This window comes from uncultured Psychroserpens sp. (genome assembly GCF_947494225.1).
In the GTDB taxonomy this organism is placed as follows: Bacteria; Bacteroidota; Bacteroidia; order Flavobacteriales; family Flavobacteriaceae; genus Psychroserpens.
Map to the genome: position 1 here is coordinate 15,081 of NZ_CANLUG010000005.1, position 25,638 is coordinate 40,718.

The following is a 25,638-nucleotide window of genomic DNA, read 5'->3' on the forward strand; positions in this document are numbered from 1 at the left end:
ACTATTAAGGCTAGTAGATTTTTGCTCGACGTTTTGAAAAAATGATGCCAGCAAAAATGAACTAACGAAAATAATCACCGAAGATAAACCATAGATAAATACGTTGTGCGTCATATCAAAAACAAAAAACGAATAAAATGGATATTGAAATAAGGCCTTTGACTAAAGATTTACAAGACGATTACTTGTTTCTCTTTGATAATATGATTCACAAAGAAAATCCTGATTGGTCAAAATGCTATTGTAATGACTATCATTTTCTAGGAGATGTGGAAACATGTACACGTGATATTAGCCGTTCTTTGATAATTAATCGTATCAATGAGAGTGAGTTGCAAGGTTATTTAGTTTTTGAAAATAATAACCCAATTGGATGGTGTAATGTAAACGATAGATTAAAATATCAAAGGTTATTGAGAGACTATGATTTGATTGATAACCCTGATGATAAGGTTTGTTCAATTGTTTGTTTTTTAATACATCCCGATTATAGAAGACAAGGGATATCTCAAAAGATTCTTGAAAAAATTATTACAGATTATTCAAATACAGATTATCATTATATTGAATCATATCCAAAGAAAGGAGAATCAAATGCGAGTAATTTCAAAGGTCCAATAGAATTATATAAAAGAAACAATTTCAAGACGCACAAGGAGTATGATCAATATTATGTAATGAGAAAAAAACTAAAATAAATACAGTGCACAACAACATGTATAGATAATTGCTCGTTCTGTATGCACTCGGACACGAGCGAAGCGAACTGGCGCAAGGAAAATCATACGGATTTTCCTCTGGTTCGTTTTCTTTTACTAACTTAGTTCTTACCTACGCGATCAACTATTAAAGCTAGTAGATTTTTGCTCGACATTTTGAAAAAATAACGCCAACAAAAACGAACTAGAGAAAATAATCACCGAAGGTAAACCATACAAAAACACGTTAGCAAACATTGGATGAAACTCAATCTTTGGAAAATTATTTTGATTTTAGCATTATCTTTTGGTTGTCAATCTGACCAAAATCTTAATGGAAATTATTTCTCATGTAGCATGGGAGAATATACTGAGGTTTATTTCAAACAAGATTCGATGAGAGTAACGTTGAAAAATGAATGGGTTCAACTATCAGAATGGCGAAAAATTGAAATTAAAAATGATACTCTTTATTTTGAGTCGTTCGGAGAATGGAGTGAGAATAGGAAAGCAAGAATAAGATATATCGGAATAAATAAAATCGAATTACATGTTTTTGAAAACAATGACAGGGTAGATTTAAAACCAATTAATGAGAATCTAAACTTTGAAAATCTCGATGAATTTTGGAATGGATTTAATAATCGATTGAAATCCAAAAAATGTGAATAAAAAAAAACGTTAGCTACAATTTAAAAAAATGAAATCCCAAGAAAAAATATCGAACGAAAAAGGTAACTGGTACATCGTTGAGATTATCGAAAAATGCGAGCCAGTTGATCGCAATGAAAAGCAAGATTTAAGGAGAGTTACGACTTGGGGAAACCATCACCTGATTAAAGCTAATTCTCCTGAAAGGGCATTCGATAAAGCTGTAAAACTCGGAAAAGAAGCTGAATACAAATTCACTAATACTGACAAATTGGAAATGGAATGGATTTTTGTCGGAATTGGAGAACTTTTACCAATTTATGAAGAAAATATTGAGGACGGAACCGAACTAATGTGGAGAGATTACGGATTTATATCTGATCGGAGAACCAATCGATTAGTTTTTGATAAGAAAGAGTTATTAAAGAATTTTAAACCAATGTAATTTTAATTGAACAAACTTTGAATATGTTTAAATGGTTAAATAGATTCTTTAAGAAGACAAAGAAAACTAATCTTGAAAATTTAGAATATCTTGTTTTCGGAAGATTCTTCAGTGATAACTATGGCACTTATGAAATTTACAAACTAACGCGTTCGGAATTATTAGTAGATAAAAGAGAGTTGTGGCACAATGAAAGACATACTAAAAATGGATACACGTTCGTCGGTGAATTAATGTCTCAAGAAAAATTTGAACTTATAAAAGATTTAATTAACCAAGTACCAAATGACATGCTTGATGAAAATCTAAACGGATTTTATACCACTGGAAATAAAAACGAGGATAAACTGATAGTGGAAATATGTGATGGAATTCTAAAGAAAGAAATTACAATTGATGATTATGAAATAGAAACTGAAAACCTACCGACCGAATTGAGAAAATTTAGACTTTTAATAGAAAGTAAAATAAAAGAACTCGATTGAAAAAAACTACACCTAACAACGTGTATAATTCATTGCTAGTACTCGCCTACTTACGAAAATCCTCGCGGATTTTATATTCGGTTTGTATTTGCTAAATTAGTTGCTAGAAATACGCAACGAAATCATACACCAACGCATTGTACACCATTTAACAAAAATGAACGAAGACAAATAATTATGGGAATGAGAACCACTTTATATGGTTATATTGAGGAAATGGATTTTTGGAAAAGTCCTGTTCAAAATAAAGTCAAAAAACATAATCATGAAGTAATAAAACAGATGAGTGGCCACCACTTTCCTATGAAATGTTTTCTATAACCCATAACTCAAGTCACGAAATTCCTCGTGCGAATTTGGAGTATTCTGGTAGAATTATCCACTTCGGTGCAAATCTAAAATCGGTTGAATATGAATTGGACGAATGGATTGCTAAATACGAAAAACTATTATCTGAATTAATATGGTTGGAATCAAAAGTTCATTTTCAAACTGAATACTCTGAATTACAAACGCTCTCATGGAGTGTTGACTTGAATACCTATAAAGTAATTCACAATGGAGAATTTCCTGAAAATATTGACAAATCTTGTTGGAATTTTGAATCGACTTGGAAACGACAAACATAAAAAAACGTTGTACAACAACATGTATAATTCATTGCTAAGTTGGCTAAGCACAAGAAAAATTCCTACTTTTAATAAAAATCAAATCTAGCAGAAAATAACGCACGTTCTTTTCCGTAACATAATCCTACACGAACACGTTGTTATCAAGCTAAAAATCCAGAACAAACAAAAAATAGAATGAACTTAAAAATACTAACTATTAAAGTTGTTCTAATTTTTGGAATTTTAACAACATTATTTACATGCAACGGACAGAATAAATCTAAAAAATTAGATACGCCTGAAAAAGTTATTGAACTTGGTGAAACTGTTTCTAAGCTCGACCAAAAAATATTACTAATCTTCCAAGATTCTAATAATAATATTTGGTTTGGAGGTAATGATAAAGGAGCTTATAAATATGATGGGGAAAGTCTAGTTCTTTTTACTGATAAAGATGGACTTATTGAAAGTAATATTTGGGGAATACAAGAAGACAGATTTGGAAACATCTACTTCGACACAGCAGAAGGAGTGAGCAAATTTGATGGGCAAAAATTTACAACTTTAGAGATAGTAGAAGATAATTCTGTAGAAAATGAATGGAAATTAGAACCGTACGATTTATGGTTTAGAATTGGATGGAATAATAACGGACCATATCGATTTGATGGAAAGTATTTATATCATTTAAAATTTCCAAAAAATGAAGTAGAGAACGAATTCATTTCCATTAATCCTAATGCTAGTTACAATCCTTATGGTGTTTATTATATCTATAAAGACTCTAAAGGAAATATGTGGTTTGGCACTTCTAATTTAGGCGTTTATCAATATGATGGAAAGGAAATTCGTTGGATGTATGAAAAACATTTAACAGAAACTCCTGAAGGCGGTTCTTTCGGGATTCGTTCAATTATTGAAGACAGAGATGGATATATCTGGATTTGTAATCCGAAATATAAATACAAAATATTACTGGATGACACTAAGTCTAATGAGCTCAAATCAATAAATTATCAACGAGAGTTAGGAGTAAAAAGTAAAGAATTAGAAAGTTTGTATTCTATGTCGATGACTATAGATAATGATGGAAGCTTGTGGATGGTAACATACGATAATGGCGTATGGAGAAGTAATGGCACTGAACTAATTCATTATCCAATTAAAGATGGCGAAACTGATGTTTTACTATTTTCAATATATAAAGACAACCAAGATGTTCTATGGCTCGGAACACATAACGCTGGAGTTTATAAATATAATGGAGAGTCATTTGAAAAATTAGAACTGTAAATAGCCAGCTTACAACAACGTGTATTGTTAATTATTCGTTCAGGTTGTACTCATACACAAGCGAAGCGAACTGGCATTAGCAAAATCCTACAAATTTCCCTGTGGTTCGTTTTCTTTTACTAATTTAGTTCTAACAAGTCATACATAAACGTTAGACGATTAAACCAGACTACAATGCTAAAAAATAGTGATATAAAAACTCAACTTAAAATTGAACTAGAAAATGCAATATCTGAATTTAAGTCTTCTGATATTGATGTGAAGCTACAAATTGGTTATGATAAACTCATGAGCTTTGATTTTGAGTCTTATAAAGTTAAATTAAAAGAAGAGATACATAGGAAACTATCCTCTGTTTGGACAAATGTTGAAAACGGAATAAACCCTGAACAAAAATTAGATGCAATTTTATTAGAACATTACATACCTAATCAACTAAATTTAGAGGCTTACGCTTACGGCATTATTGAATGGGAAGAAAGAGATGTAAATGACGTGGATGTTGATATGGGATGTAGTTATGATTTTGCAGATGGATTAGAACAAGATGAAGGAATTACACTTGATTTCTTTAACCCTTATGTTGAGATTATTAATGACGAATCAATAGACGATTACAAATTGGCTCACTGCTATAGATTAAAAGGATTTATTGCTATTCATGAGGTTTTCTATGAGCTATACAAACAAAATACATTCAATAAAATTAACATGAATGATGAATTCTATATTTTAGTAGGTGAACATGACTCCTATTGCTATGCTGTTTTATCAAATCTCGAAAATTAATAACACTACCTCACAACGAATATAACCAATTACTTGGTCTGTGTGTACTCTAATACGAGCGAGGCAAACTGTGATAACAAAATCATACAGATTTCCGCGTTGATTCATTCCCTTTTACTATCTTAGACCTTGCCAACATAACGAACCATAAACCTACACGTTATATGCAAAAATTAAAGCAACACATTTATTAATATTTAAAATTTAAAAATCATGGGAGCAATTAGATTAGGTGATGAAGCACCAAACTTTACAGCACAATCAACAGAAGGGGAATTAAATTTTCATAATTGGCTTGGAGATAGTTGGGGCATTTTATTTTCACATCCAGCAGATTATACTCCTGTTTGTACCACCGAACTGGGAACAGTTGCTAAATATAAAACTGAATTTGACAGAAGAAATGTAAAGGTAGCTGCATTGAGTGTAGATGGTTTAAAGTCGCATAATGGCTGGATTAATGATATTAATGAAACACAAAATACAATTGTAAACTTTCCAATAATTGCAGATGAGGATAGAAAAGTAGCTATGCTATATGATATGATTCATCCTAATGCCGATAGTAAATTGACAGTAAGATCTGTTTTTGTTATAGATAGTGATAAAAAGGTGAAATTAACTATCACCTATCCCGCTTCAACAGGCAGAAATTTTGATGAATTACTAAGAGTTATAGATTCTTTACAGTTAACAGCTTATCATAAAGTTGCGACACCTGCAAATTGGAATAATGGCGATGAATGTGTTATTGTTCCTTCTGTTTCTAATGAAGATATTCCTAGCTTATTTCCAAAAGGACATACTGAAGTTAAACCATACTTAAGGTTAACACCTCAGCCTAATATTGATTAAAATTAGTATATAGCAAGGTGTATAGTTAACAGCTTATGCCATATGTAATCGAACACGAGCTTAACAAACTGATATTAGCAAAATCCTACAGATTTCCCTGTGGCTCTTTTCCTTTCGCTAAATTAGTTACTACCAATGCATCAACCATACACAAACACCTCGCATTTAATTATGAGATACCTAATAATTTTAATAACTATACTATCATTTTCAAATCTTTATGCTCAAGTTAATGAGCAAGAGATTTTAATAAAAAATGGTATTACAAAGAGAATAATTCAAGGATTTGAATACAAAAATGACTCACTTATAAAACAAACTTATCTTGTTGATCAATTGGATGAATTTGGAAATACAATATCATTTCGAGAGTATGATTTAAACGACTCATTAGTTGAAGAAACAAAATACAAGTTTTCTGATGACGGAATGACGGAATATGGGGAAATGCGTGATAAAGACGGTAAATTAAAGTATACTATCGTTACCATAAAAAACAAAGAAAAACGCTCTATAAGAAGGATGCAAATAAGCTCCAAGAATGACACCCTAGTTGAACAAGTTTGGATTAGAGATAAAAATTTGAATGACAGTATTCTTTACCGAGTGAGAAATGGGAAAAAAATCGTGAGTCATAAATGGAATTATAATCAAGGTCATATGCTTACATCAAAAGAGCAGTATGACAAAAACGGTAATTTATTTTCGAGCCAATCATATACTTATGAAAAAAGTGGAAATTGTATGAAAAAAAGAGGAAACAGAAATAAACTAGTGTCTATTAAATGTAAAGATGGAAACAAGAATATTTGGAAAATCCTTAAAGATAATGTGGGCTATCTCTCTGGTATAAAACTTGTTTTAGAAAAAGGAGGTGAAAGAATCGAAACAAAATTAGAAAACGGACTTATTGAAAAAATTGAATATTTTTCAAAAAAAGGAAAGCTACTAGCGCAAATAAAATACACATACGAAAGAAGTAATTAAGCACAGTAAGGTCGATATTAATTTAAAGATGGAATTTGAAGAGGTATTAAATAATCTAAAATTAGAAAAGGAAAATAATTTAGCTCAGGAATGTTTGAATGAAATTCAAAACAGGCAAGTATTATTTCATTCTGGATTTGAACAGGAGAAAAAAGAACTTACTAGTCTTTATCGTCTTAGATTAAAAACAGCAATGGACTTAAACCGAGATAAGTTCGAAGAAGATGTTCTAGCCAATTGGAAGAAAACAATAGATGAGTTAGAATCTTGTTCCGCAAAAAAATTAAAATTAAATTGGGTCAGAACTGAATTCAAACAATTCATGATATTCTGGAATTCCGAAACAAAAAAACTTGAAGGTATTTTTTATTTGTATCCAAAAAACACTATAAAGGATCAAGAGGAATATAATACTGGCATAATTAACGGAGGGCTTACCGTAGGTTCAAAAAAATATAATAAAGGAACGTTTATTAAAGAGTGGAAATAAAACAGCGCCTTACAACCGATATAACGAGTTGACTGGTCTAGTGTACTCGAGACACGAACATAGCGAATTGGCCTTCCCAAAACCCTACTAATTTCCCTCTAATTCGTTTTCTTTTATTAACTTAGTTCCTAACCAAAATAGCGCACCATAACAAGAACATCTTGTAACCAATAAAAAAGAATACCAATGAAAGACATCCCTGGAATCGATGAAAACGGTAATCCTAAACATGGACCTTTTAAACTGTTCTTCAAAAACGGTCTTATCTCTTGTCAAGGTGAGTTCGACAACGGAAAGAAATCAGGAAAGTGGACCTATTTTCTCAACAATGGCCAGATGCAATCCACTGGTAGCTTCAAGGACGGAAAGATTGTTGGTCAGTGGACATGGTTCTTCAAAACTGGTGAGCCTCGAGGAATTGGAGGTTTCAACGATAACGAACAGAAACATGGTCTATGGAAGCGATACCATGCCAATGGTCAACTCTGGGACGAAGGTCAATTCGAAAACGGCAAGAAGAAAGGTACATGGAAGGTCTATAGTGACGCTGGCGAACTCCTAAAGACGCAAACTTTCAAATAGCAGAACGACCCCAACTTAAACAAACACCTTATAAACAAACTTAAAAAACTCATGATATATTTACTGTGGTCCATTGTTAATTTAACCATTGCATTCTACTTTCTATATCTGGTTGTTGGATTTATTAGAAAAGGTATGCGAATTTTTAACCCTAAATTTAAAGTTGTTTCGGCATTTGTAATGCTCATTGGAATTGTCCAAGTAATTTCGGCTGTTAATTCGGAAGAAAAAACGAACCAAATAACCATTACAAACAATTATAATAAAAAGAATAATTCTAAAATAGAAAAAGTAAAACTCGAAGATAACCTGACTTTTGATATAAATATGCTCGTAAAGTATTCGATTGAACAAAACCAATGGATTCCTATAGAGAGTAATAGTTCTATAACGGGATTTGTTAGCGGTTACGATTGGGAATTCACCGCTATTGAAACTGATAATTATAAACCGAATGGGAAAGCCGAATTTACCGCAAATGGAATTTTGAAGTGGCAGCTTTTCGGAATAACCGTTTATAACGAATCGAAAACATTTAACGGAATGATACAATAGAACCAACACATCAATACTAATTATTTAAAATGAAAAATAGCAACGAATATCCTGTTGGATTCTATTTTTCACTTTCATTTGAAGGCGAAAATGTAGCATTTAAAGAAGTATCAGGAATCACGAAAGAGCTTGGCGTGAAGGACATAACTAATGGTGGAGAAAGTCGATTCAAATATCGATTACCAACTGCCAACTCAAGTAAAAACTTAGTCCTCAAAAGAGCCATTGTTCCATTGGGTTCAAAACTTATTGCCTGGTGTTCCGAAACGCTCAATGATGGATTAGGAGCGGCAATACAAACAAAAGATGTATCTGTAGAATTGATGGACAACGACAGCAAAATATTGATGAAATGGACATTTTACAATAGCTATCCTGTAAAATATTCGCTCTCCGATTTAAAATCGCAAGAAAGCGAACTATTGATTGAAACGGTTGAATTAGCATATGCCTATTTCGACATGACACCTTCTACATAAAACTTATTTAACCCATAACTAACCTCATACAAACATGTTGTGGTACATTTCTGAATTCATCATAAACTGTAACATTCCCTCAAATTATATGACTAATAAAATGGATAAATACACCATTTAAATGAAAAAAGAAAACAAAAAAGCCTTGTTCAAATTTCTTGGAGTAGTTTTATTGTTTATCACAATTCTAGTTATTGGGTTAAACACCACTAATCAACACGGAGAATATTACAAAGAAGTCAATCTTAATTTTACAGGTATAATAAAAGAAATTAAACCTTTAAATAAATACGGTCATGGCTTTGGTGTAATAGCAATTGATATTCATGACTCTAATATAACTAACTACGATGAACGTAAAAATTTAGACAAATATCTTGGTGTAATAAAAGGCAAAAAAGCAGATTTAGTTTTTAGTAATGTTAATTTATTAAAATCAGGTGATTCAATAGTATTTAAAACTCAAAACTATAAAATTTTCAGAAACGGAAAACTAATTAAAGAAAGTGTAGTTGATTTGCCTAGAACAAATTTCATTTTCAAACCATTTAACGAAGTTAATCAGCTAATTGATCTATAAGAGCTTATTACAACATTAAGTATAGTGAATTGTTATGTAACATAAACAACGAACTCACGTTAACAAATCTCGTTAGTTCGTTTTCTATTTACTAACTTAGTGCTAGCCAAAGCAACGAAACATACACCAACACATTATCACAACGTTCGTATTAATTATTAACTCATACTTAGAAAAGACATTATGAAAAAAATTGGATTCCTACTACTATTAACAATACTATTCGGTTGTGACAATTCTGAAAAATACGACTTAATCACTGGCAAATGGGGATGTGGCAGCTGGATCATTGATTCTAATGGCAAAGACAATTGTAAAGATAATGTTGAACTTATATTTTCTGCTGACAAATCTTATACCTCCAAAATCGGAAACATCTCTGATTCTGGAAAATTTGAAATATCTGGCGCTCAATTAATCTGTTATCCCGACGGTAAAATGAAAATAGGCGTTCATTTAGACAAATTAAAGATTGACACACTTCAGTTTACTATGAGTAGATCTGGACAAAAAGAGGTTATGACCCTAATACGGGAATAAATTATTAGTGTCATCGGCTAGCTCAGGCAACGAGCTATACACGACTATAAACAGAAAATGAGCAGAGTTAAAGACTTTCTTACCAAATTAGACGATTACGAATTAGCAAATTTTGCAAAATTCAAGCGTCTAAGCTATATGAAAGAAACGCAATTAGAAATAGAAAACTATTTAGCTGCACGCCATCTAACCGAATCCAGAATTAATCAACTGATATCTGAAAACAAAAAGAGAACATTCAATGATAATAACATTAGATGCTCAAGGTGTTATTCAAATAAAATTAGAGTTGAAAAAACCGAATTCACAAATACAACAGATGAGTTCGATGTAGCTGTACTTGATGGGATTGCTGGGAAATCTACTTATAAAGATAAAATTATTTGTAACGTTTGCGGGTTATGGCTAACAGACCCAAATAATGAAAAAGAAATCACAACATGGAATTCTATTTGGAATTTTATAACGGACTTACTTAGCAGAATTTAAAAATACATGTACGAACAATATATGTAGCTGCTTGCCGTTAAATTTCTTAGACAAAATTCAACGCGTATTCTCTGCCTTTGAATTACAATAAACCATGAGAGCTAATTTTCCAAAATAGACCATACACAAACACATTACCCAACATTTGAAAAAGCAATACGAATGAAAAAAATGACAATTATTTTTGCCCTTCTAATATGTATTAGCTGTAGCAATGACGATGACAACAACAATTCTACAGTAGAAACTAATATTGAATTAGTAACTGGTATTAATATTAGAAGTTCTGAATTTTCAGCACCTACGCAATTAGGCAATCCAAATGTTTTAACCAATAATCAATTTATTGCTTATCCAAACCCGCCAGCTGGAGCATTGAGTTTACTCGCGTCTGAAAACATTTCTGATGTTTGGATTATACCTGCCAATGCACAAAAAACGTTCCAGCAAACCGATTTCAATTCAGTTTTGAACTCCAATTTGTACGCCGAATCGTTAATCGAATCAAATGCCGAAATGGAATTCATGAACTTGAATACAACAAATTTAGTGCTCAATTTAGAAAATTTAGCTGCTGGATATTATAGAGTTTTTGTGAAAATCAACGGAACCTTATATTGGGATAATATTTACATTCCTGAAGACAACTTTGAAATTGACGATTTAATAAATTATTGGAATTAAAAACCTTGGGCAACAACGTCTATAAGTAATAGCGATTTGAATTAAAGTTCAAATCGCTATTACTTTTTATTTTGTAAATTACTTTCTGAAAAGTGCTGTCTAAATACCTTATGGCGAACACTACAAGAATACGCTGGTAAGTATTGTAAGGCAACTTAAAATCATAACGAAATGGCTAAAACAAAACCACCAAAACCGAAGTAGACGTCTTTGATTTTATTGAATCATACGTAGATAATGATCAAAAGAAAGCTGATAGTTATAAATTAATAGAATTAATGAGCGAATGGTCGGGTTTTAAACCAAGAATGTGGGGTCCAACAATAATTGGTTTTGGAAGGTATCATTATAAATATGCAAGCGGCCATGAGGGTAATGCTCCTTTGTTAGGTTTCTCTCCGCGAAAAGCTCAATTTTCGCTCTATATCTATTCCAAAACAGAAAAAAGTGATGCGCTTTTGGAGGATTTAGGCAAATTCAAAATGGGAAAAGCTTGTATTTATTTTAAGAAACTAACAGACATAAACATTCCTGTTGTAGAACAACTCAGTATGGAAACAATTGCATATCTCAATGAACATCATGAGTGTGCTTGTAGACAGTAACTTTTAGAAAACCAGAATCTTATAAAACAGAATTATCTATTTTAACAATATTTGTTGCCTATGAATTAAGTGAGTTCCTCAAACTAACCTAATTATGGCTAAATTAAATAACCAAAGGCTAACCCTACTCAAGTACATTGATTACAAGCAGAAAACACCTATATGGAGGAAAAAGAAAAACCTAGACTTTCAAGATTAACTGCTATTCTTACTCAACTACAATCTAAAAGAATTATTACGGCAAAACAACTTGCTGAAAAACATGGCGTTAGTGTAAGAACCATTTATCGAGACATTCGTACCCTAGAAAAATCGGGAATACCTATTGTAACCGAAGAAGGAAAAGGCTATTCTATTATGGAAGGCTATCACCTTCCTCCTGTTCTCTTTACCGAGGAAGAAGCAAATGCCTTAATCACAATTGAACAATTGGCAATCAAAAACAAAGACGCATCGCTTGTTAAAAACACCACAAGCGCCATAGAAAAAATAAAAGCCATCTTACGATACTCTCAAAAAGGAAACGCAGATTTGTTAGCAGACAGGATCTACTTTAGTGGAAACAATAACGAAGAGAAAACTAGTAATAATCTAATGCAAATACAATCGGCTATAACCCAATATAAAGTCTTAAATATGGAGTATCTTTCTTCCGAAAACAAACAATCCACTAGAAGCATTGAGCCGTTTGCTATTTACAGTATTCATGGAGATTTTCTGTTAATCGCCTTTTGTCTATTACGAAATGATTTTAGACATTTCAGAATAGATTTCATCCAAAATCTTAGGACTGATACCGAAACATTTAGTCCGCATAATATGTCTATAAAAGAATATTTTGAAAAATATGTAAAGCACCAAAAACACCCTTGACATACCTTTGTCACAACCTCAATTTACATTTGCAGATATATTAATACTAAAACATCTAAAAATGGAAATTATCAGTATCGCAACTTTATCATTATCGGCTTTAATGCTCATCTTCGTTGGTATAATGAGGTTGAGTAATCCTATCAAAACTTATGGAAAGAATTCAGGAATCAGACTAGAACGTGATGCTAGTCTTTTAAACGAAATGAGAGGAGTTAGTGCAGTAATGCTTTCGGCAGGAATTATTATCGCTTTCGGTTTATTTATTGAAAAACTTACCTTTTCTTCACACCTTATTGCATCTCTAATGTTTCTAGGTTTCGCGATTGGTAGATTAATTAGTTTAAAAGTTGATGGTAAACCAAGTAAACAAATTACTCAAGGAATTCTATTTGAACTTGTTTTAGGTCTAGCAAATACTTTTTGCTTAATAACTATTTATAGTTAGTTTAAAATACTAGTAGTGGCTAACCATGTGAATACTCAATTACTAGTCCCAGCACTCGTAAAATCTTACCTATTTTTCCTCTGGTTCGTTTTCTTTTGCTAATTTAGTTCTTGCGCGTTCAATCAATTATTAAAACTAGTAGATTTTTTTGGGCAAACCTGTATAAACCTTTAACAAAACTAAATGTCGGCATTAGGAGAACTCATTGTTTTCGGAATTTATGTGATACTCATTATTCCTATCCTTTTGACTTTAATTGTATGTATTAAAAGAAAAAAGAAATTGAGTGGTACTCTATTTATAATAATATCGTCAATACCGCTAGCCCTTTTCAGTTATAGTCAATATCAAAATCATAGAGATGCTGAATTAGACTATGTTGGAATTTATGATTTAACCGAATATCCAAATTGTGATTCCTGTATTTTAAAACTGAATGACGACAATACGTATTTAGTTTCAATAGAAGGCAGTAAAATTGAACATGGACAATGGAACTATAGAAGTGGCGGAGATTATTGGATTGTTGACATGGGAGAACATGGAACACTTGGAAGCGGAAGATTTAAATACACAACATATAAAAATAGGTCGTCAAAAGAATAGAACAATACGTAATCAATTATAACACAAACTTGTTGACAGTCATTAGAAAAAAAACGAAAACTAGATGCTAAAAAAAATACTTTGGGGACTATTAATTCTTGGTATTATAGGAGGCATCTTTGGCTACTATAAATATTTAAGAATAATGGGGCCTAATGTTCCTGAAAAACTGGAGAACACTTCTGTTATTATTCCGGCAAATTCCTCATTCAATGATGTCGTTGACATCCTTTATAAGAATAACCAAATCATAGATACGGTTTCCTTTCGCGAGGTGTCAGAAATGATGAATTACAAAAAAAGTATTATGAGGTCTGGACGCTATAAAATTAAGCCTTCTTGGAGTAATCGTTCATTAATAAGTCATCTCAGAGCAGGAAAACAGGAAACTGTAAATTTAGTTTTAACTCACGGTTGGTTATTGTCAGATGTCGCAGGCAAAGCCGCTAGATTTATAGAAAGTGACTCAACAGATTTGCTTAACCTTTTTCAAAATGAGGATTATATAACCAAATTCGGATACACCAATGAGACCCTTATGAGCTTGTTTATTCCAAATACATATGAATTTTATTGGAACACAAATGAAAAGGACTTTTTTGAACGCATGATTAAAGAACATAAACGTTTTTGGAATGCTAACAACAGACTTGCAAAAGCACAAAAAATAGGATTGACTCCCGAAGAGGTGTACACCTTAGCTTCAATTGTGGAAAGGGAAATTTCAAAGGATGAAGAAAAAAAACGAGTTGCAGGATTATATTTAAATCGAATGAGAATAGGCATGAAATTAGATGCAGATCCTACAGCAAAATTTGCAACAAGAGACTTTAGAGCAACAAGGATTTTATATAAGCATATTCGTTTCGATTCTCCCTATAATACGTATTTACACAAGGGACTTCCGCCAGGACCTATAAGTATGGCTTCCATCAAAAGTATTGATGCCGTTTTGGATTCGGAAAAGCATAATTTCTTTTACATGTGTGTAAAACCAGAAGATCCAGGTTATCATGTTTTTGCAGAAACGATAACAGAACATCATAGAAATGCTAGGAAATATCATCGCTGGTTGGATAGCATCGAAAAGCAAGCTAAAAATTAACAGTATTCACAATGTAAAAAGTTAATTGATGATTTTTACATACAAGTATCATGACGTAACCAACTAACACAACTAAGACATCACAGGTTCCCTCTGGTTCATTTTCTTTTACTAACTTAGTCCTTTCTTACCAACGAAAATAAACACGAACGCGTTTGAACAATCGAAAATGAAAACATATCTAAAATTATTAATTCCTCTTTTCTTAATTCTAGTAGCCACTAATCAAATTAATGCACAGGATGTCACAAAAGACCATAAGGACTCCCTTAAAACAATGGTTAAGAAATATTATGATTTAAACCTTAAAATATTTCAAGCAAATTCTACTGTGGAAGATATCAACAACGCCTTTGAACTTTTCACGAAGGATTTCACATATGTTCACCCAAAATATGGTGGAATATATACTCGTGACGATTTGTATAAAGGATATGTCCGAAACCAAAAAAATGGAGGTTATGATGGAAAAATCAAAGAGATTAAAATACTAAACGAAATTATCGGACTGAATGCTGTTGTTGTTCAAAAAGTGTTCGTGAAAAAAAAAGATGGTAAAACCGAAGATGGAGAACCTCAAATGACACTTTTTGAATTTAAAAACGGTAAAATAGCTCGAATCTTTGAATATTGGTAATAACATAAAAAAAGTGATTTGAGATACCTTCTTAAAATAGTAACAATATCCTGCCTGCTAACTGCAGTATCATGTAATGAGCCTAAAACGATTACAGAGAAACAGAGCATTGAAGTTGCTGATGACGTCAAGCAAACATTGAACAGTTACTTTGACGACATTCGAGAATCAGGACTTACAGCCGAATTTAAATACCTCGATAATTCTAAGGCGTTTTTCTGGACACCTCCAGGATTCGCTTCATCTATTTCATACGATTCTGTGGTCACAATACTCAAACAAAGTGCTCCACGTTATCAATCTATTGACAACCAATGGGACGTGTTAAAAATCAACCCTTTAACTAAAGAGTTTGCAACATATACAGGTAAATTAAGTTCTATAGTGATAGACACATCAGGACAAGTTTTTAAAGTCAAACTTGTTGAAACTGGCGTTGTAGTAAAGCGACACGATGGATGGAAACTGCTATGCGGACAAACTTCAACAATTTCAGACTAGTTAATTTATGGTAAATTTTCATCTGGTTTCTTCCCTTTTAGTATCTTAGACCTACCCTATCCAGCTAATCATTAATAAACGTGTTATAAGTAATTGCATGAAAACTTTAATCGAAACAGAAAGGTTATTATTAAGAGAAATCACCCTTGATGACAAAGAGGCATTATTTAAATTACATTCTAATCCTGAGGTACAGAAATATACTGGAGAACCTGTAGTGAAATCTATAGAAGCAATGACAAAGGCTATAGAAAAAAGAATTATTAATTATAAAAAATATGGATTTGGTAGATGGGCGACTATATTAAAAAATGGAAATCAATTTGTCGGTTGGTCAGGATTGGCATATCTCCCAGAATTTGATGAAATTGATCTTGGTTATAGGTTCTTACCTGAATATTGGGGATTAGGCATTGCAACCGAAGCTTCACATGCAATTTTAAATTATGGATTTGATAGACTCAAATTAAAAAAGATAATTGCCATTGCAGAAAAAGAAAACAAAGCGTCTATCAGAGTGATGGAAAAAGTTGGAATGAAATTCGATAAATTTGCGCCATATGAACCCGAAAGCGAAGACGCTATTTGGTATTGGTGTGACAAAAATCTTATAAATGCAAATGCCAAATATAGATAACGACATATATATATTTAGAACATTAAGTGTCGTAATTGGCGTTATCTGTTTGATTGCTGGCATAGTTTCAATCGCGCTCGATTATAGAAATTTTGGCAGTCTTCTATTATTAGGTGCCGTTTTATCTTTTTTTTGGTTCTATATGCTAAATGGCACATACAAAACATATAAAAAGGTGTATTTAGAATATTTACCTGCCAATAAAGTTTCAGAAATGTTGCATTTTGGTTCATTTAAATTCACAGACGAAAGCCTAATATATGAAAGCAAAAGAAACCATCAAGACATAAATTGGACAGATATATTGAATTATAAAGTGGTCAATTCAATCCATATTGTTATGTTTAGGAAAAATAAAGACGAACACAATTTGATAATAAGTGAAACCCAAATGGATGCATCTGATTTTCAAAAAGTACTTGGGTTTTTAAAAGAAAAAGTAAAAAAAAGACCTTACGATAGCGTATTTAATTAATTACTTTGGCATACTCTGAAGTTCATCTTGATGGCCTTCTGGTTTAGAATAATCTGTAACTTTATGTATACTAACACTACTAACCTTAGACAAACACATCCCATTATATCTTAGAAAAGCAATATGGAAATAGGAACGAAATTAATAAAAATGAGCTTGAAATTCCGAATACTATTCGCCGTCGGAACTGCAATTCTTTATTCCATTTTACTGTGGACATTTGATTATTTTTCAGATGAAGACATTTACACTAGTAATAGTATCATTTTTCAAGGCGTAGTATTCGGGATTATTTTTGGAATCGGTTTTCCTTACATTAATGAAAAACTTGCTGGAAGATTCTCGAATACAATGGGAGCTGCAATAAAACCAGAATTAGAACCCGACGAAATTATTGAAATTGAAGGTCCTGCAAATGTATTTCGAGGGATAGGTGGTGTTGGTGGAAAACTATTTCTGACCAATAAAAAAATGATATTTAAGTCGCATAAATTGAATATCCGAAAAGAACAAACGACTATTGCATATCAGAATATCAAAACAATCATTAAAGGAAAAACCGCTAAAATTATTGACAACAAAATCAAAATTGTAACACTTGATAACAAGGTCTTTAATTTTGTTGTTAATGAAAGAGACTTATGGTTTGAGAGCATAGCAGAATCAATTAAAAAACACGCCTCACAATAGCACTTTTGATATATATAAGTAAATTTTAATCTTATAGCGATTATATTATTACTATGTATTACAAACAGTATTGATCGCTTAAAAGTTGAAAGGAATACATTAAAAACCCCTGAATAGAACACAATCCAAACAGCAACGTGTTCAGTTAATTAATAGTCCTTAGAGTGTTAAAAATCACGTGCTAAACGTCTATTTTTATTATATTTCTTTTTAAACTTAATAATCATGTCGAAATCACATCTTTTTATTTTGTCGAATGTGTTGTTTCTTTTCTTCATATCCGATTTTTGTGTGGCCCAAGATGAATTTCAACTTGTAAATATTGTCAAGCAAAAAGGACCTGTAGCTTATCGCGATCCTATTGGTGCTGTATCACCAGATGGTAAATTAGTTGCCTTTTCTGATTCAAGGCGATTAGAAATTCAATCTATTACTGGAGGCATATCAACTAAACTCGCTAATAACGGATCTATTATTCGCTATTTTACGTGGACACCTAATGGCAATCTCATTACCTCCGAATTAGGAGGACCACGCAAGACATGGTATACATACAACATTCAAGCAAATACTAGTAAACCGTTATGGCCAGATAAAGAGGCATTTATTGTAATAAAGCCAGATGGTACAAAAACCGAGATTTCTCGGCATAACCTGCGAGAGCTTACTTGGTCTTTAGACGGAAAACACATTGCTGGTAGTGCTAATCTAAATGGAAGAACCGCTGTCATTGAATTTGAAGCAGGTGGTAACAATCCAAAAGTGGTTTCAGATTTTGAACACGTAACATCCTTACAATGGAATCCGAACTTATCTTGTTGGGCCGGAATTGTAATTAAAGATGATGAGCGGTATATTCAGCTTGATCTTGGAAACCCAAAAGCTCAAAAAATAAGTGGAAACATTTATGGTAAAATTGCATTTACAAACGATGGTAAGTCCATGTATTATGCCTCAGGAAATGACAATAAAATTTTAGAATTATGGAAACAAAATCTAGAAACCAATCAAAAACAGCAACTTACAAACTTTTCTAAGGACACTTATGCTCCAAGCATCAGCAAAGACGGCAAAGTGTTATTCAAATTAAAAGATTATCGCATATCCATTGCAACTGTTTCTGGTCAAGGCGGTCCATCTACCACACTCACAGGGTTTCAATCTGAAATTCCTTACTGGCATCCCGATGGAAAAAGAGTGGCTTTTACCTATGGCAACTGGAGGACTGTAATGGACGATGCCAAGTACCCAGATATTGATCAAAATCTAGGTTGGGCTTATGTGAACAGAGAAAGTCCGGCTAAACAACCCGATACCATCATAAGAGCTTCCTATTCAGAAGATCAAGGCATGTGCTGGTCCCCGAACCTCAAATGGATTGCATTTCACACACACGCAGATAAAACTGATGACCTTTGGATTATGCCTGTATCTGGAGATAAAATGGAGCAACCGCTAACTAAAGGTGGATATGAAACGGGTTGGCCAAGATGGTCAAAAGATGGTAAGTGGATTGTTTCAACAACAGGCACAAAACAGGGCGAAAAAATGGGTTTAATCATTGTTGGTATAGACCAGGATAAAGGTGAAATTACCTCACCGCAAAAATTAATTTCCCCAATTGGTTTAGAAAATGGCAGTTTTACAGACGTTCAATGGACCTCTGATAGTAAAAGTCTAGTTGTAGAATATGTGGTGGATGACAATCGAAAAGAAATATGGTGCATCCCAATAGATGGCGGGAAAGGTAAATTAATCTATTCATTTAACAGTGATCAACTATATTCTGGAATTGGCCTATCATCCAACGACCAATGGATAGCTTATATTGCACCTGACGACCAAGGATATTATCAATTATACAAAGTGTCTTTTAATGGTAAACAATTGAAACAACTTACCTTTGACCCAACAGACAAAGCACATCCTGTCTTTTCCCCAGTTGAGGATAAAATAGCCTTTTCAGTCTTTAGCTATAAGGTCATATTTTGGCAGTTGGATAATTAAGTCTGAAATAGTAAAACAACCAAATCTCGCTAGTCTTTATAAAATGAATCAAAAAGAAGATCATAAAATATTACTCGTTCTAGACATTGACGAAACTTTAGTTCATGCAACTCCAAAGGAATTAAATAGAAAAGCAGATTTTAAAGTATTTGACTATTATGTTTATCGCAGACCATATTTAGATCATTTTTTAGATCAAATTAAGGATGACTTTTTAATAGCTGTATGGTCATCTGCATCTGATGATTATGTTGAAGAAGTTGTTGACATTATTTTTCCTGCAGAACTAAAATTAGAGTTTGTTTGGGGAAGAAGCAGATGTAAGCCTAAACGGTTTTTAAATACAGATGATTTTGGCAACTATGAAAGTAGATATATGGATCATTATAATTTTATTAAACCATTAAAAAAGCTCAAGAGAAGAGGGTTTAGCCTCGATAGGATGCTTATTATTGATGATACACCTCATAAATCAAGTGATAATTTTGGGAATGCAATTTATCCAAAAGAGTATGTAGGCGATCTCAACGATGACGAATTGAAAGCGCTATCTCAATACTTGAAAACGCTAAAAGACAAAACACATGTTAGAAACATTGAAAAAAGAGGATGGAGAAAAACTTGAAGTAAAATGAGGCTAATAGCTTATCAAACATTTTGACAAATCATCATCATTTTTCAACAATTCAGGCTTTGTTAATTCTTAATAATCTAAAAAAGGTAGAATTTTAAAAATATTAATCAATCAAAACTATAATGAAATCAAAAACCATTTGTTTACTTGGACTAATCTTTTTTGTCATAAGCTACATCTACTTTGCTCAAGGTTCTTTGAGCGCCCAGAAGCATATCGACTTAGCCCATTGGTTTAACCTAATAGGAGCAGTATTATTGTTTTTTTTCAATTTCGTATTTCCTAAAAACAGACTTAATTCTGTTGCGTCTATTTTAACTGGACTAGGAGTAATAGCTCATATCGGACTTTGCACTATTGATTTTATGATGTGGAGTTTCGGAAATGACGATATGGGAAGAAATGCATTAAGCGAACAAATAAGTAATACACCTTCGATTTTATATCCTTTTGTGATAATTGGACCATCATTACTTTTCGTCGGTTTAGCCCTACACGCTTTAAATTTTATCAAAACCAATACAATAAGCTCTCTTATGGTTATAATAGGTGGACCATTTGTTGGACTCTCTTATTTTATCTGGAATAATGGGATTTTAATGTTAATTAGTTGTGTCGTATTCGCATCTGGACTAGCACTACTTCTTTATAGAAAAGAAGAATTAACAACACACAATTAGGCATAAACGAAACCACAGCTATTCATTACAAAATGTATTCTGAAATAAAAAAATTTAAACAATTGATAAAAGTGTTTGTAATCTAAATTCTAAGAAAACTCTGTTCATTACAGTTGTCTTCTTGCCCTTTTATTTCTACTGCTCCTGAAGTTCTTCCCATTTCTGGTAAAATAGGTCGTAAAACCCCAAACTACACTTATAACTATAATTAAAATAATTATCTGATAATATTCTTCTGATAAACTCATATCTAAATATACGAAAATCTTTAAACTTGTATCTAAACGAAAACCATTGGTTCCTTAGCTGTTCATAAATAAACATCATTTCCTCTGGCTCGTTTTCTTTTATTAACTTAGTCCCTAGTCTACAGAACTATTCATAAATGGATATGTTCACACTAACTAGTATAGGATTAAAAATGAAAGTAACCGCTGAACATAACGAACGTATTGCAAACTTGGTCTTTGGCTCAATTTATCCACATTATGTGACTAAAGTGGAGAACAAAGGACGAACCAAAGAAGAACTAAATCAAGTCATAGAATGGTTAACTGGTTTTGATAACCATCAATTACAAGAATTAATTGACAGTAAGGTAAACCTTAAAACATTTTTTGATAAGGCAAGCATACATCCAAATGCTCACCTTATTAAAGGAGTGATCTGTGGTTATAGAATTGAAGACATTGACAATGTACTAACACGACAGATTAGATATATGGACAAGTTGGTTGATGAACTAGCAAAAGGTCGCAAAATGGAAAAAATTTTGCGAGAAGAAAAGAAATAAAACTTCCATAACAGCTATATTTTAACTGCATAAATTAGTGTAAAGGTTTAAGGTAATTTTTATAAGTTTTTAACCTCATCCATCGTTTTCTTGAATCTATTTACCAATTCGTAAATTTCTTCTTCGTTATACGATGCAAAACCAATTCTAATATAATTATGCTTTAGTTTAGCGCTATCATAGCGTTTCCAGTTACCAATGTCTAAGTGGTAGGTCTTAGCAACTTCAGAAACAGTTGCCCAAGAATAATTCGAATTCAACTTTGCCCAAACAGCCATTCCTCCCTTTGGAATTTCGAAATGGAAAAAAGCACCTAATTCTTCATTAAAAAGTTTACAAAACAAATCGCGACGTAGCTTATAGATTTTCATCACTTTTCGAATATGTCGATCTAAATCTCCAGATTTTATAAAATCTGCAAATGTCAATTCTAACAAGGCATCACCTTGCCTATCAACAAAGCCTCTTAGTTTAGCAGCTTCATCTACAAATGCTTTTGAAGCAATTAGATAACCAATTCTATATACTGGAGCAACCGCCTTACAAACCGAGCCAATATAAATAACATTTCCATTGACATCATGACTGGCTAAAGGTAAAATTGGAGCGTGATTATAATTAAAATCGTAATCATAATCATCTTCAATAATCGCAAAATTGTATTGCTTTGCTAGATTTAAAAGGTGGATTCTTCTTTTTGCTGAAAGCGTTACTGTAGTAGGATGATGATGATGCGTTGTTACATATACGGCTTTAATTTGTTTTCGTTTACACAGCCTTTCAATCTCATCGGTTATGATACCATTCTCATCAACCGTTACGCGTTCTATTGTCGCTTTCTGATATAGAAAAGTGGAATCTGCCGATTCATAATTAGTAGTTCCTACAACTATAATATCTGCTTTTTTAAGCACCAATTGTGAGGTCAGCCAGATACCCATTTGACTCCCGCGCGTAATCAGTACATTCTCTTTGGTTATATGTAAACCTCGTGTAGCATTCAAATAGTCAACCAATACATCTCGTAAAGAGTCATTACCATAAGTAGAACCATATGACAAATGCTCGAAAATCATTTTTTTGTTACAAACTCTTCTGTATGTTCTCGCTATGTCATCAATTGGTGTCAATCTTCCATCAGAAATTCCATCATTCAAATACATAAAATCAGCATCGCTTTTTGAAGGCTTTTCAGGCAAATTCGCATGGTTATAAAAAGAAAAACCAGCAGTTGTCTTGACACCAAAAACCTCAGCGTCATCTAACTTTTGCTGATGTAATATTGGCAGACTACCAAGTACAAATGTTCCTTTCTTGGGAATACTTTCAACCCATCCTTGTAATAACAACTCCTCATAACACGCTACAACCGTTTTTCTATGCACATTTAATAGTTCTGCTAAAGTCCTACTCCCCGGAAGTTTAGTATTAGGGGCTAAGGTTTGATCTTTAATATATTGAATAATTTGATTTGCCAATTGTAGATACAAGGCCTGATTACACGTTCTATCAAATTGAATACTCGTTTTATATGGAAACATCTGGACTATTAATTATATTAATTCTGGATCATCAATGTAGTCCATAAATATAATATTTTTGAATTATAAAAGCATAAAAGCCTTAATTAAAATGACAAAACTAGATTTAAAATCAGCAGAATTCGATAACTACTATCTAAGATATATTGACAAATTATCTCATAAAACTGAACTAAAAAAAGGCTTTTCAACAGGTAAAGACACCTTAATTGATTTTTTTAAATCAATTCCAAATGAAAAGCTCATGTATCGCTATCAAGCCGAAAAATGGAGTATAAAAGAAATTTTGCAACACATCATAGATACCGAACGAATTTTCATGTATCGCTGCTTTAGAATTGCTAGACAAGATACGACACCTTTAGCCGGATTTGATCAGAACGTATATATGAAACCATCTGAGGCCAACCTCAAATCAATAGAACATTTATTGAACGAATTTGAAATCAATAGAAATCATTCCATATCATTATTAAATAGTTTATCTAATGAAAACTTATCCTTTATAGGAAATTCTAACGGAGGAGCTATGTCTGCACGCGCAGCAGCTTTTACAATTTTAGGTCACGATATTTGGCATATGGAAGTCATAAAAAACAAATATTTATAACATGTTAGACCTTAGACCCAATTGTGAGCATTGTGATAAAGACCTGCCCTATACATCTACCGAGGCAATGATTTGTTCCTATGAATGCACGTATTGTAAAACATGCGCGCTCGAAATTTTCGAGAATGTATGCCCTAGCTGTTCTGGGAATTTTGTTGAGCGTCCAATTAGACCTAAAAAAGAAATAGAAAGGAACCCAGCTTCAAGCAAACGCATATTTAAACCAAAAGATGTACAAAAGACCAAATTAAATTCAGATAGATATAAAACTATTCCTCCAGAAAAAAGATAACAAACAAAAAAAGCGTGAAATGATAAAAATAAAAAAAGCTATAGAATCAAATACAGACGTTTTAGCTCTTTTAGGTCGGCTTACTTACGTTGAATCTCATGGTCCCTTTATTGATGACAAGAATGACCTACTTCAATATATTAACGAAGCATTTTCTGTATCTAAAACAAAGGAAGATATAAACAAACCTAAAATCATATTCTACATTATTTATGTTAATGATCTGCCTGCTGGTTATGCCAAATTAATAGTAAATGCTTACCACAAAGATGTGGTTTCTCAAAACAATTGTCGACTAGATCGTATCTACATCTTAAATGAATTTATACCATTAAAGATTGGGCAACAGCTACTAACTTATGTTGAAAAGCAGGCCAAAGAACTGCAATTAGATATGATATGGCTTTCGGTCTACGTAAAAAACCATAGAGCCATAAGATTCTATGAGAAAAATGAATTTAAAAACGTAGGAGAATTAAACTTCCTAGTTAATGGAAAACCATATGATAATATCGTATTCTCAAAACACATATAACAATGACAGACTATTCAAAATCAAAATTAAATAGAATAAAACGCGGACAAATACGAGCGTCCTATGATGTTGAAAAAATCAATACTATTTTGGATGCGGGTTTTATTGGTTACGTAAGTTATGTTTATGAAGGTAGAGCCATAACGTTACCTATGGCTTACGGCAGAAAAGACAACAAAATATATTTACATGGCTCACAAGCAAATAGGATGTTGCTCCATTTATTAGAATCCAAAAAAATGAGCATGACTGTCATGCATTTAGATGCATTAGTTTTAGCGCGTTCAGGCTTGCATCACTCTGTTAACTATCGCAGTGCAACGTTATTTGGCACAATTAAAAACATTAATGATCCGAAAGAAAAGGAACTAGCTCTTCATTGTTTTATGGAACATATGATGGAAGGGCGTTGGGATGGTATTAGACCCATGCATCAAGAAGAACTAGATAGAACATTAGTAGTGGAAATGACTATTGAAACCGCTTCAGCTAAAATTAGAGATGTTGGCGTTGGAGACGAACCCGAAGATTATAATTTAGATGTTTGGGCCGGATTAATTCCTATAAAGCAAGTAGCCGAATACCCTGTCCCTGATGAAGGTTTACCTCAAAAAATGGAAATCCCTAAACACATTTTAGATTATTATCATCAAAACAAATAGAACCTTATAATCAATTTTCTATTCGGTTTGTATTTCCTATTTTAGTTGCCTAAACACGACGGCATTACGTAAACCTGTAGTAGCCCCTTTTTAA

36 protein-coding genes are annotated in these 25,638 nt (G+C 32.5%); 35 read left to right on the forward strand and 1 reads right to left on the reverse strand.

The features are described 5' to 3' along the window. Nucleotides 1–137 precede the first annotated feature (137 nt). The 31 genes from Q0893_RS12115 to Q0893_RS12265 all read left to right on the forward strand — a co-directional run bounded on the left by Q0893_RS12115 (nucleotide 138) and on the right by Q0893_RS12265 (nucleotide 21,904). Nucleotides 138–698: an N-acetyltransferase gene (locus Q0893_RS12115; protein WP_298903472.1), complete on the forward strand. Its 561-nt coding sequence runs from the start codon at nucleotides 138–140 to the stop codon at nucleotides 696–698. 261 nt (nucleotides 699–959) lie between these two features. After that, the gene (locus tag Q0893_RS12120; protein WP_298903467.1) at nucleotides 960–1,370 is read left to right on the forward strand and encodes a hypothetical protein; all 411 of its coding nucleotides are present in this window, start codon (nucleotides 960–962) and stop codon (nucleotides 1,368–1,370) included. Between the two features lie 28 nt (nucleotides 1,371–1,398). Next, nucleotides 1,399–1,794 carry a DUF4288 domain-containing protein gene (locus Q0893_RS12125; protein ID WP_298903465.1) on the forward strand — a complete coding sequence of 132 codons (396 nt, stop codon included), beginning with the start codon at nucleotides 1,399–1,401 and terminating at the stop codon, nucleotides 1,792–1,794. Nucleotides 1,795–1,817: 23 nt separating this feature from the next. Beyond that, on the forward strand, nucleotides 1,818–2,279 hold the full coding sequence (locus Q0893_RS12130; protein ID WP_298903464.1) for a hypothetical protein: 462 nt from the start codon (nucleotides 1,818–1,820) through the stop codon (nucleotides 2,277–2,279). 308 nt (nucleotides 2,280–2,587) lie between these two features. Further along, nucleotides 2,588–2,908: a hypothetical protein gene (locus tag Q0893_RS12135; RefSeq protein WP_299275943.1), complete on the forward strand. Its 321-nt coding sequence runs from the start codon at nucleotides 2,588–2,590 to the stop codon at nucleotides 2,906–2,908. Between the two features lie 177 nt (nucleotides 2,909–3,085). After that, the gene (locus Q0893_RS12140; RefSeq protein ID WP_299275946.1) at nucleotides 3,086–4,183 is read left to right on the forward strand and encodes a two-component regulator propeller domain-containing protein; all 1,098 of its coding nucleotides are present in this window, start codon (nucleotides 3,086–3,088) and stop codon (nucleotides 4,181–4,183) included. 174 nt (nucleotides 4,184–4,357) lie between these two features. Next, a complete protein-coding gene (locus tag Q0893_RS12145) occupies nucleotides 4,358–4,972 on the forward strand; it encodes a hypothetical protein (RefSeq protein WP_298903460.1) in 615 nt (204 codons plus the stop codon). 213 nt (nucleotides 4,973–5,185) lie between these two features. Continuing rightward, entirely contained in the window at nucleotides 5,186–5,827 is a 642-nt protein-coding gene (locus Q0893_RS12150) for a peroxiredoxin (RefSeq protein WP_299275949.1), read from the forward strand. A 171-nt stretch (nucleotides 5,828–5,998) separates the two neighbouring features. After that, nucleotides 5,999–6,814, forward strand: coding sequence for a hypothetical protein (locus Q0893_RS12155; RefSeq protein WP_298903458.1), 816 nt, complete (start codon nucleotides 5,999–6,001; stop codon nucleotides 6,812–6,814). A 28-nt stretch (nucleotides 6,815–6,842) separates the two neighbouring features. Next, a complete protein-coding gene (locus tag Q0893_RS12160) occupies nucleotides 6,843–7,304 on the forward strand; it encodes a hypothetical protein (RefSeq protein WP_299275953.1) in 462 nt (153 codons plus the stop codon). 336 nt (nucleotides 7,305–7,640) lie between these two features. After that, entirely contained in the window at nucleotides 7,641–7,886 is a 246-nt protein-coding gene (locus tag Q0893_RS12165) for a hypothetical protein (protein ID WP_299275956.1), read from the forward strand. 51 nt (nucleotides 7,887–7,937) lie between these two features. After that, nucleotides 7,938–8,441, forward strand: a complete 504-nt coding sequence (locus tag Q0893_RS12170; RefSeq protein ID WP_299275959.1) for a hypothetical protein — start codon at nucleotides 7,938–7,940, stop codon at nucleotides 8,439–8,441. A gap of 29 nt (nucleotides 8,442–8,470) precedes the next feature. Further along, the gene (locus Q0893_RS12175; RefSeq protein ID WP_299275962.1) at nucleotides 8,471–8,920 is read left to right on the forward strand and encodes a phage tail protein; all 450 of its coding nucleotides are present in this window, start codon (nucleotides 8,471–8,473) and stop codon (nucleotides 8,918–8,920) included. A gap of 121 nt (nucleotides 8,921–9,041) precedes the next feature. Next, on the forward strand, nucleotides 9,042–9,500 hold the full coding sequence (locus tag Q0893_RS12180; protein ID WP_299275965.1) for a hypothetical protein: 459 nt from the start codon (nucleotides 9,042–9,044) through the stop codon (nucleotides 9,498–9,500). A gap of 183 nt (nucleotides 9,501–9,683) precedes the next feature. Next, nucleotides 9,684–10,040 carry a lipocalin family protein gene (locus tag Q0893_RS12185; protein ID WP_299275968.1) on the forward strand — a complete coding sequence of 119 codons (357 nt, stop codon included), beginning with the start codon at nucleotides 9,684–9,686 and terminating at the stop codon, nucleotides 10,038–10,040. Between the two features lie 57 nt (nucleotides 10,041–10,097). Further along, the gene (locus Q0893_RS12190; protein ID WP_299275971.1) at nucleotides 10,098–10,529 is read left to right on the forward strand and encodes a hypothetical protein; all 432 of its coding nucleotides are present in this window, start codon (nucleotides 10,098–10,100) and stop codon (nucleotides 10,527–10,529) included. 162 nt (nucleotides 10,530–10,691) lie between these two features. Further along, nucleotides 10,692–11,213 carry a hypothetical protein gene (locus Q0893_RS12195; protein ID WP_299275974.1) on the forward strand — a complete coding sequence of 174 codons (522 nt, stop codon included), beginning with the start codon at nucleotides 10,692–10,694 and terminating at the stop codon, nucleotides 11,211–11,213. A 218-nt stretch (nucleotides 11,214–11,431) separates the two neighbouring features. Continuing rightward, nucleotides 11,432–11,818: a DUF1801 domain-containing protein gene (locus Q0893_RS12200; RefSeq protein ID WP_367180667.1), complete on the forward strand. Its 387-nt coding sequence runs from the start codon at nucleotides 11,432–11,434 to the stop codon at nucleotides 11,816–11,818. 162 nt (nucleotides 11,819–11,980) lie between these two features. Beyond that, nucleotides 11,981–12,691 carry a YafY family protein gene (locus Q0893_RS12205; protein WP_299275977.1) on the forward strand — a complete coding sequence of 237 codons (711 nt, stop codon included), beginning with the start codon at nucleotides 11,981–11,983 and terminating at the stop codon, nucleotides 12,689–12,691. A 61-nt stretch (nucleotides 12,692–12,752) separates the two neighbouring features. Then, the gene (locus Q0893_RS12210) at nucleotides 12,753–13,139 is read left to right on the forward strand and encodes a DUF4345 domain-containing protein (protein WP_299275980.1); all 387 of its coding nucleotides are present in this window, start codon (nucleotides 12,753–12,755) and stop codon (nucleotides 13,137–13,139) included. 183 nt (nucleotides 13,140–13,322) lie between these two features. Further along, a complete protein-coding gene (locus Q0893_RS12215) occupies nucleotides 13,323–13,745 on the forward strand; it encodes a hypothetical protein (RefSeq protein ID WP_299275983.1) in 423 nt (140 codons plus the stop codon). A gap of 64 nt (nucleotides 13,746–13,809) precedes the next feature. Then, nucleotides 13,810–14,850: an endolytic transglycosylase MltG gene (mltG, locus tag Q0893_RS12220; RefSeq protein WP_298903444.1), complete on the forward strand. Its 1,041-nt coding sequence runs from the start codon at nucleotides 13,810–13,812 to the stop codon at nucleotides 14,848–14,850. A gap of 169 nt (nucleotides 14,851–15,019) precedes the next feature. Continuing rightward, entirely contained in the window at nucleotides 15,020–15,487 is a 468-nt protein-coding gene (locus tag Q0893_RS12225) for a nuclear transport factor 2 family protein (RefSeq protein WP_298903443.1), read from the forward strand. Nucleotides 15,488–15,505: 18 nt separating this feature from the next. Continuing rightward, nucleotides 15,506–15,988 (forward strand): nuclear transport factor 2 family protein, encoded by a 483-nt coding sequence (locus tag Q0893_RS12230; RefSeq protein ID WP_299275988.1) that lies wholly within the window; start codon nucleotides 15,506–15,508, stop codon nucleotides 15,986–15,988. Nucleotides 15,989–16,085: 97 nt separating this feature from the next. After that, nucleotides 16,086–16,625 (forward strand): GNAT family N-acetyltransferase, encoded by a 540-nt coding sequence (locus Q0893_RS12235; RefSeq protein WP_298903441.1) that lies wholly within the window; start codon nucleotides 16,086–16,088, stop codon nucleotides 16,623–16,625. Continuing rightward, nucleotides 16,609–17,100 carry a hypothetical protein gene (locus Q0893_RS12240; protein WP_298903440.1) on the forward strand — a complete coding sequence of 164 codons (492 nt, stop codon included), beginning with the start codon at nucleotides 16,609–16,611 and terminating at the stop codon, nucleotides 17,098–17,100. The genes Q0893_RS12235 and Q0893_RS12240 overlap by 17 nt, the downstream gene beginning before the upstream one ends. A 150-nt stretch (nucleotides 17,101–17,250) precedes the next feature. After that, nucleotides 17,251–17,790, forward strand: coding sequence for a GRAM domain-containing protein (locus tag Q0893_RS12245; protein WP_298903439.1), 540 nt, complete (start codon nucleotides 17,251–17,253; stop codon nucleotides 17,788–17,790). Between the two features lie 225 nt (nucleotides 17,791–18,015). Continuing rightward, nucleotides 18,016–19,797: a hypothetical protein gene (locus Q0893_RS12250; RefSeq protein WP_299275994.1), complete on the forward strand. Its 1,782-nt coding sequence runs from the start codon at nucleotides 18,016–18,018 to the stop codon at nucleotides 19,795–19,797. A gap of 43 nt (nucleotides 19,798–19,840) precedes the next feature. Next, the gene (locus Q0893_RS12255) at nucleotides 19,841–20,422 is read left to right on the forward strand and encodes an HAD family hydrolase (protein WP_298903436.1); all 582 of its coding nucleotides are present in this window, start codon (nucleotides 19,841–19,843) and stop codon (nucleotides 20,420–20,422) included. Nucleotides 20,423–20,553: 131 nt separating this feature from the next. Beyond that, nucleotides 20,554–21,111 carry a hypothetical protein gene (locus Q0893_RS12260; RefSeq protein ID WP_298903434.1) on the forward strand — a complete coding sequence of 186 codons (558 nt, stop codon included), beginning with the start codon at nucleotides 20,554–20,556 and terminating at the stop codon, nucleotides 21,109–21,111. A 421-nt stretch (nucleotides 21,112–21,532) separates the two neighbouring features. After that, nucleotides 21,533–21,904 carry a DUF2200 domain-containing protein gene (locus Q0893_RS12265; RefSeq protein WP_299276548.1) on the forward strand — a complete coding sequence of 124 codons (372 nt, stop codon included), beginning with the start codon at nucleotides 21,533–21,535 and terminating at the stop codon, nucleotides 21,902–21,904. A gap of 59 nt (nucleotides 21,905–21,963) precedes the next feature. Here the strand turns inward: Q0893_RS12265 and Q0893_RS12270 are convergent, their stop codons facing one another. After that, nucleotides 21,964–23,445 carry a PLP-dependent aminotransferase family protein gene (locus Q0893_RS12270; protein WP_299275999.1) on the reverse strand — a complete coding sequence of 494 codons (1,482 nt, stop codon included), beginning with the start codon at nucleotides 23,443–23,445 and terminating at the stop codon, nucleotides 21,964–21,966. 91 nt (nucleotides 23,446–23,536) lie between these two features. On the opposite strand from Q0893_RS12270, the gene Q0893_RS12275 reads away from it, so the two are divergent. From Q0893_RS12275 to Q0893_RS12290, 4 genes are read left to right on the forward strand one after another with little or no spacing between them, the layout of a single operon-like run. Beyond that, a complete protein-coding gene (locus tag Q0893_RS12275) occupies nucleotides 23,537–24,055 on the forward strand; it encodes a DinB family protein (RefSeq protein ID WP_298903431.1) in 519 nt (172 codons plus the stop codon). 1 nt (nucleotide 24,056) lies between these two features. Next, nucleotides 24,057–24,347 carry a DUF1272 domain-containing protein gene (locus Q0893_RS12280; protein ID WP_298903430.1) on the forward strand — a complete coding sequence of 97 codons (291 nt, stop codon included), beginning with the start codon at nucleotides 24,057–24,059 and terminating at the stop codon, nucleotides 24,345–24,347. Nucleotides 24,348–24,366: 19 nt separating this feature from the next. Then, entirely contained in the window at nucleotides 24,367–24,882 is a 516-nt protein-coding gene (locus tag Q0893_RS12285) for an N-acetyltransferase (protein ID WP_299276003.1), read from the forward strand. 2 nt (nucleotides 24,883–24,884) lie between these two features. Continuing rightward, the gene (locus Q0893_RS12290; RefSeq protein ID WP_299276006.1) at nucleotides 24,885–25,544 is read left to right on the forward strand and encodes a pyridoxamine 5'-phosphate oxidase family protein; all 660 of its coding nucleotides are present in this window, start codon (nucleotides 24,885–24,887) and stop codon (nucleotides 25,542–25,544) included. Nucleotides 25,545–25,638 lie beyond the last annotated feature (94 nt).

Excerpts from the sequence above, each read along its gene's own strand:
- Q0893_RS12115 (WP_298903472.1), top strand. The coding sequence starts at position 138 with ATGGATATTGAAATAAGGCCTTTGACTAAAGATTTACAAGACGATTAC.
- Q0893_RS12120 (WP_298903467.1), top strand. The coding sequence starts at position 960 with ATGAAACTCAATCTTTGGAAAATTATTTTGATTTTAGCATTATCTTTT.
- Q0893_RS12125 (WP_298903465.1), top strand. The coding sequence starts at position 1,399 with ATGAAATCCCAAGAAAAAATATCGAACGAAAAAGGTAACTGGTACATC.
- Q0893_RS12130 (WP_298903464.1), top strand. The coding sequence starts at position 1,818 with ATGTTTAAATGGTTAAATAGATTCTTTAAGAAGACAAAGAAAACTAAT.
- Q0893_RS12135 (WP_299275943.1), top strand. The coding sequence starts at position 2,588 with ATGTTTTCTATAACCCATAACTCAAGTCACGAAATTCCTCGTGCGAAT.
- Q0893_RS12140 (WP_299275946.1), top strand. The coding sequence starts at position 3,086 with ATGAACTTAAAAATACTAACTATTAAAGTTGTTCTAATTTTTGGAATT.
- Q0893_RS12145 (WP_298903460.1), top strand. The coding sequence starts at position 4,358 with ATGCTAAAAAATAGTGATATAAAAACTCAACTTAAAATTGAACTAGAA.
- Q0893_RS12150 (WP_299275949.1), top strand. The coding sequence starts at position 5,186 with ATGGGAGCAATTAGATTAGGTGATGAAGCACCAAACTTTACAGCACAA.
- Q0893_RS12155 (WP_298903458.1), top strand. The coding sequence starts at position 5,999 with ATGAGATACCTAATAATTTTAATAACTATACTATCATTTTCAAATCTT.
- Q0893_RS12160 (WP_299275953.1), top strand. The coding sequence starts at position 6,843 with ATGGAATTTGAAGAGGTATTAAATAATCTAAAATTAGAAAAGGAAAAT.
- Q0893_RS12165 (WP_299275956.1), top strand. The coding sequence starts at position 7,641 with ATGCAATCCACTGGTAGCTTCAAGGACGGAAAGATTGTTGGTCAGTGG.
- Q0893_RS12170 (WP_299275959.1), top strand. The coding sequence starts at position 7,938 with ATGATATATTTACTGTGGTCCATTGTTAATTTAACCATTGCATTCTAC.
- Q0893_RS12175 (WP_299275962.1), top strand. The coding sequence starts at position 8,471 with ATGAAAAATAGCAACGAATATCCTGTTGGATTCTATTTTTCACTTTCA.
- Q0893_RS12180 (WP_299275965.1), top strand. The coding sequence starts at position 9,042 with ATGAAAAAAGAAAACAAAAAAGCCTTGTTCAAATTTCTTGGAGTAGTT.
- Q0893_RS12185 (WP_299275968.1), top strand. The coding sequence starts at position 9,684 with ATGAAAAAAATTGGATTCCTACTACTATTAACAATACTATTCGGTTGT.
- Q0893_RS12190 (WP_299275971.1), top strand. The coding sequence starts at position 10,098 with ATGAGCAGAGTTAAAGACTTTCTTACCAAATTAGACGATTACGAATTA.
- Q0893_RS12195 (WP_299275974.1), top strand. The coding sequence starts at position 10,692 with ATGAAAAAAATGACAATTATTTTTGCCCTTCTAATATGTATTAGCTGT.
- Q0893_RS12205 (WP_299275977.1), top strand. The coding sequence starts at position 11,981 with ATGGAGGAAAAAGAAAAACCTAGACTTTCAAGATTAACTGCTATTCTT.
- Q0893_RS12210 (WP_299275980.1), top strand. The coding sequence starts at position 12,753 with ATGGAAATTATCAGTATCGCAACTTTATCATTATCGGCTTTAATGCTC.
- Q0893_RS12215 (WP_299275983.1), top strand. The coding sequence starts at position 13,323 with ATGTCGGCATTAGGAGAACTCATTGTTTTCGGAATTTATGTGATACTC.
- mltG (WP_298903444.1), top strand. The coding sequence starts at position 13,810 with ATGCTAAAAAAAATACTTTGGGGACTATTAATTCTTGGTATTATAGGA.
- Q0893_RS12225 (WP_298903443.1), top strand. The coding sequence starts at position 15,020 with ATGAAAACATATCTAAAATTATTAATTCCTCTTTTCTTAATTCTAGTA.
- Q0893_RS12235 (WP_298903441.1), top strand. The coding sequence starts at position 16,086 with ATGAAAACTTTAATCGAAACAGAAAGGTTATTATTAAGAGAAATCACC.
- Q0893_RS12240 (WP_298903440.1), top strand. The coding sequence starts at position 16,609 with ATGCCAAATATAGATAACGACATATATATATTTAGAACATTAAGTGTC.
- Q0893_RS12245 (WP_298903439.1), top strand. The coding sequence starts at position 17,251 with ATGAGCTTGAAATTCCGAATACTATTCGCCGTCGGAACTGCAATTCTT.
- Q0893_RS12250 (WP_299275994.1), top strand. The coding sequence starts at position 18,016 with ATGTCGAAATCACATCTTTTTATTTTGTCGAATGTGTTGTTTCTTTTC.
- Q0893_RS12255 (WP_298903436.1), top strand. The coding sequence starts at position 19,841 with ATGAATCAAAAAGAAGATCATAAAATATTACTCGTTCTAGACATTGAC.
- Q0893_RS12260 (WP_298903434.1), top strand. The coding sequence starts at position 20,554 with ATGAAATCAAAAACCATTTGTTTACTTGGACTAATCTTTTTTGTCATA.
- Q0893_RS12265 (WP_299276548.1), top strand. The coding sequence starts at position 21,533 with ATGAAAGTAACCGCTGAACATAACGAACGTATTGCAAACTTGGTCTTT.
- Q0893_RS12270 (WP_299275999.1), bottom strand. The coding sequence starts at position 23,445 with ATGTTTCCATATAAAACGAGTATTCAATTTGATAGAACGTGTAATCAG.
- Q0893_RS12275 (WP_298903431.1), top strand. The coding sequence starts at position 23,537 with ATGACAAAACTAGATTTAAAATCAGCAGAATTCGATAACTACTATCTA.
- Q0893_RS12280 (WP_298903430.1), top strand. The coding sequence starts at position 24,057 with ATGTTAGACCTTAGACCCAATTGTGAGCATTGTGATAAAGACCTGCCC.
- Q0893_RS12285 (WP_299276003.1), top strand. The coding sequence starts at position 24,367 with ATGATAAAAATAAAAAAAGCTATAGAATCAAATACAGACGTTTTAGCT.
- Q0893_RS12290 (WP_299276006.1), top strand. The coding sequence starts at position 24,885 with ATGACAGACTATTCAAAATCAAAATTAAATAGAATAAAACGCGGACAA.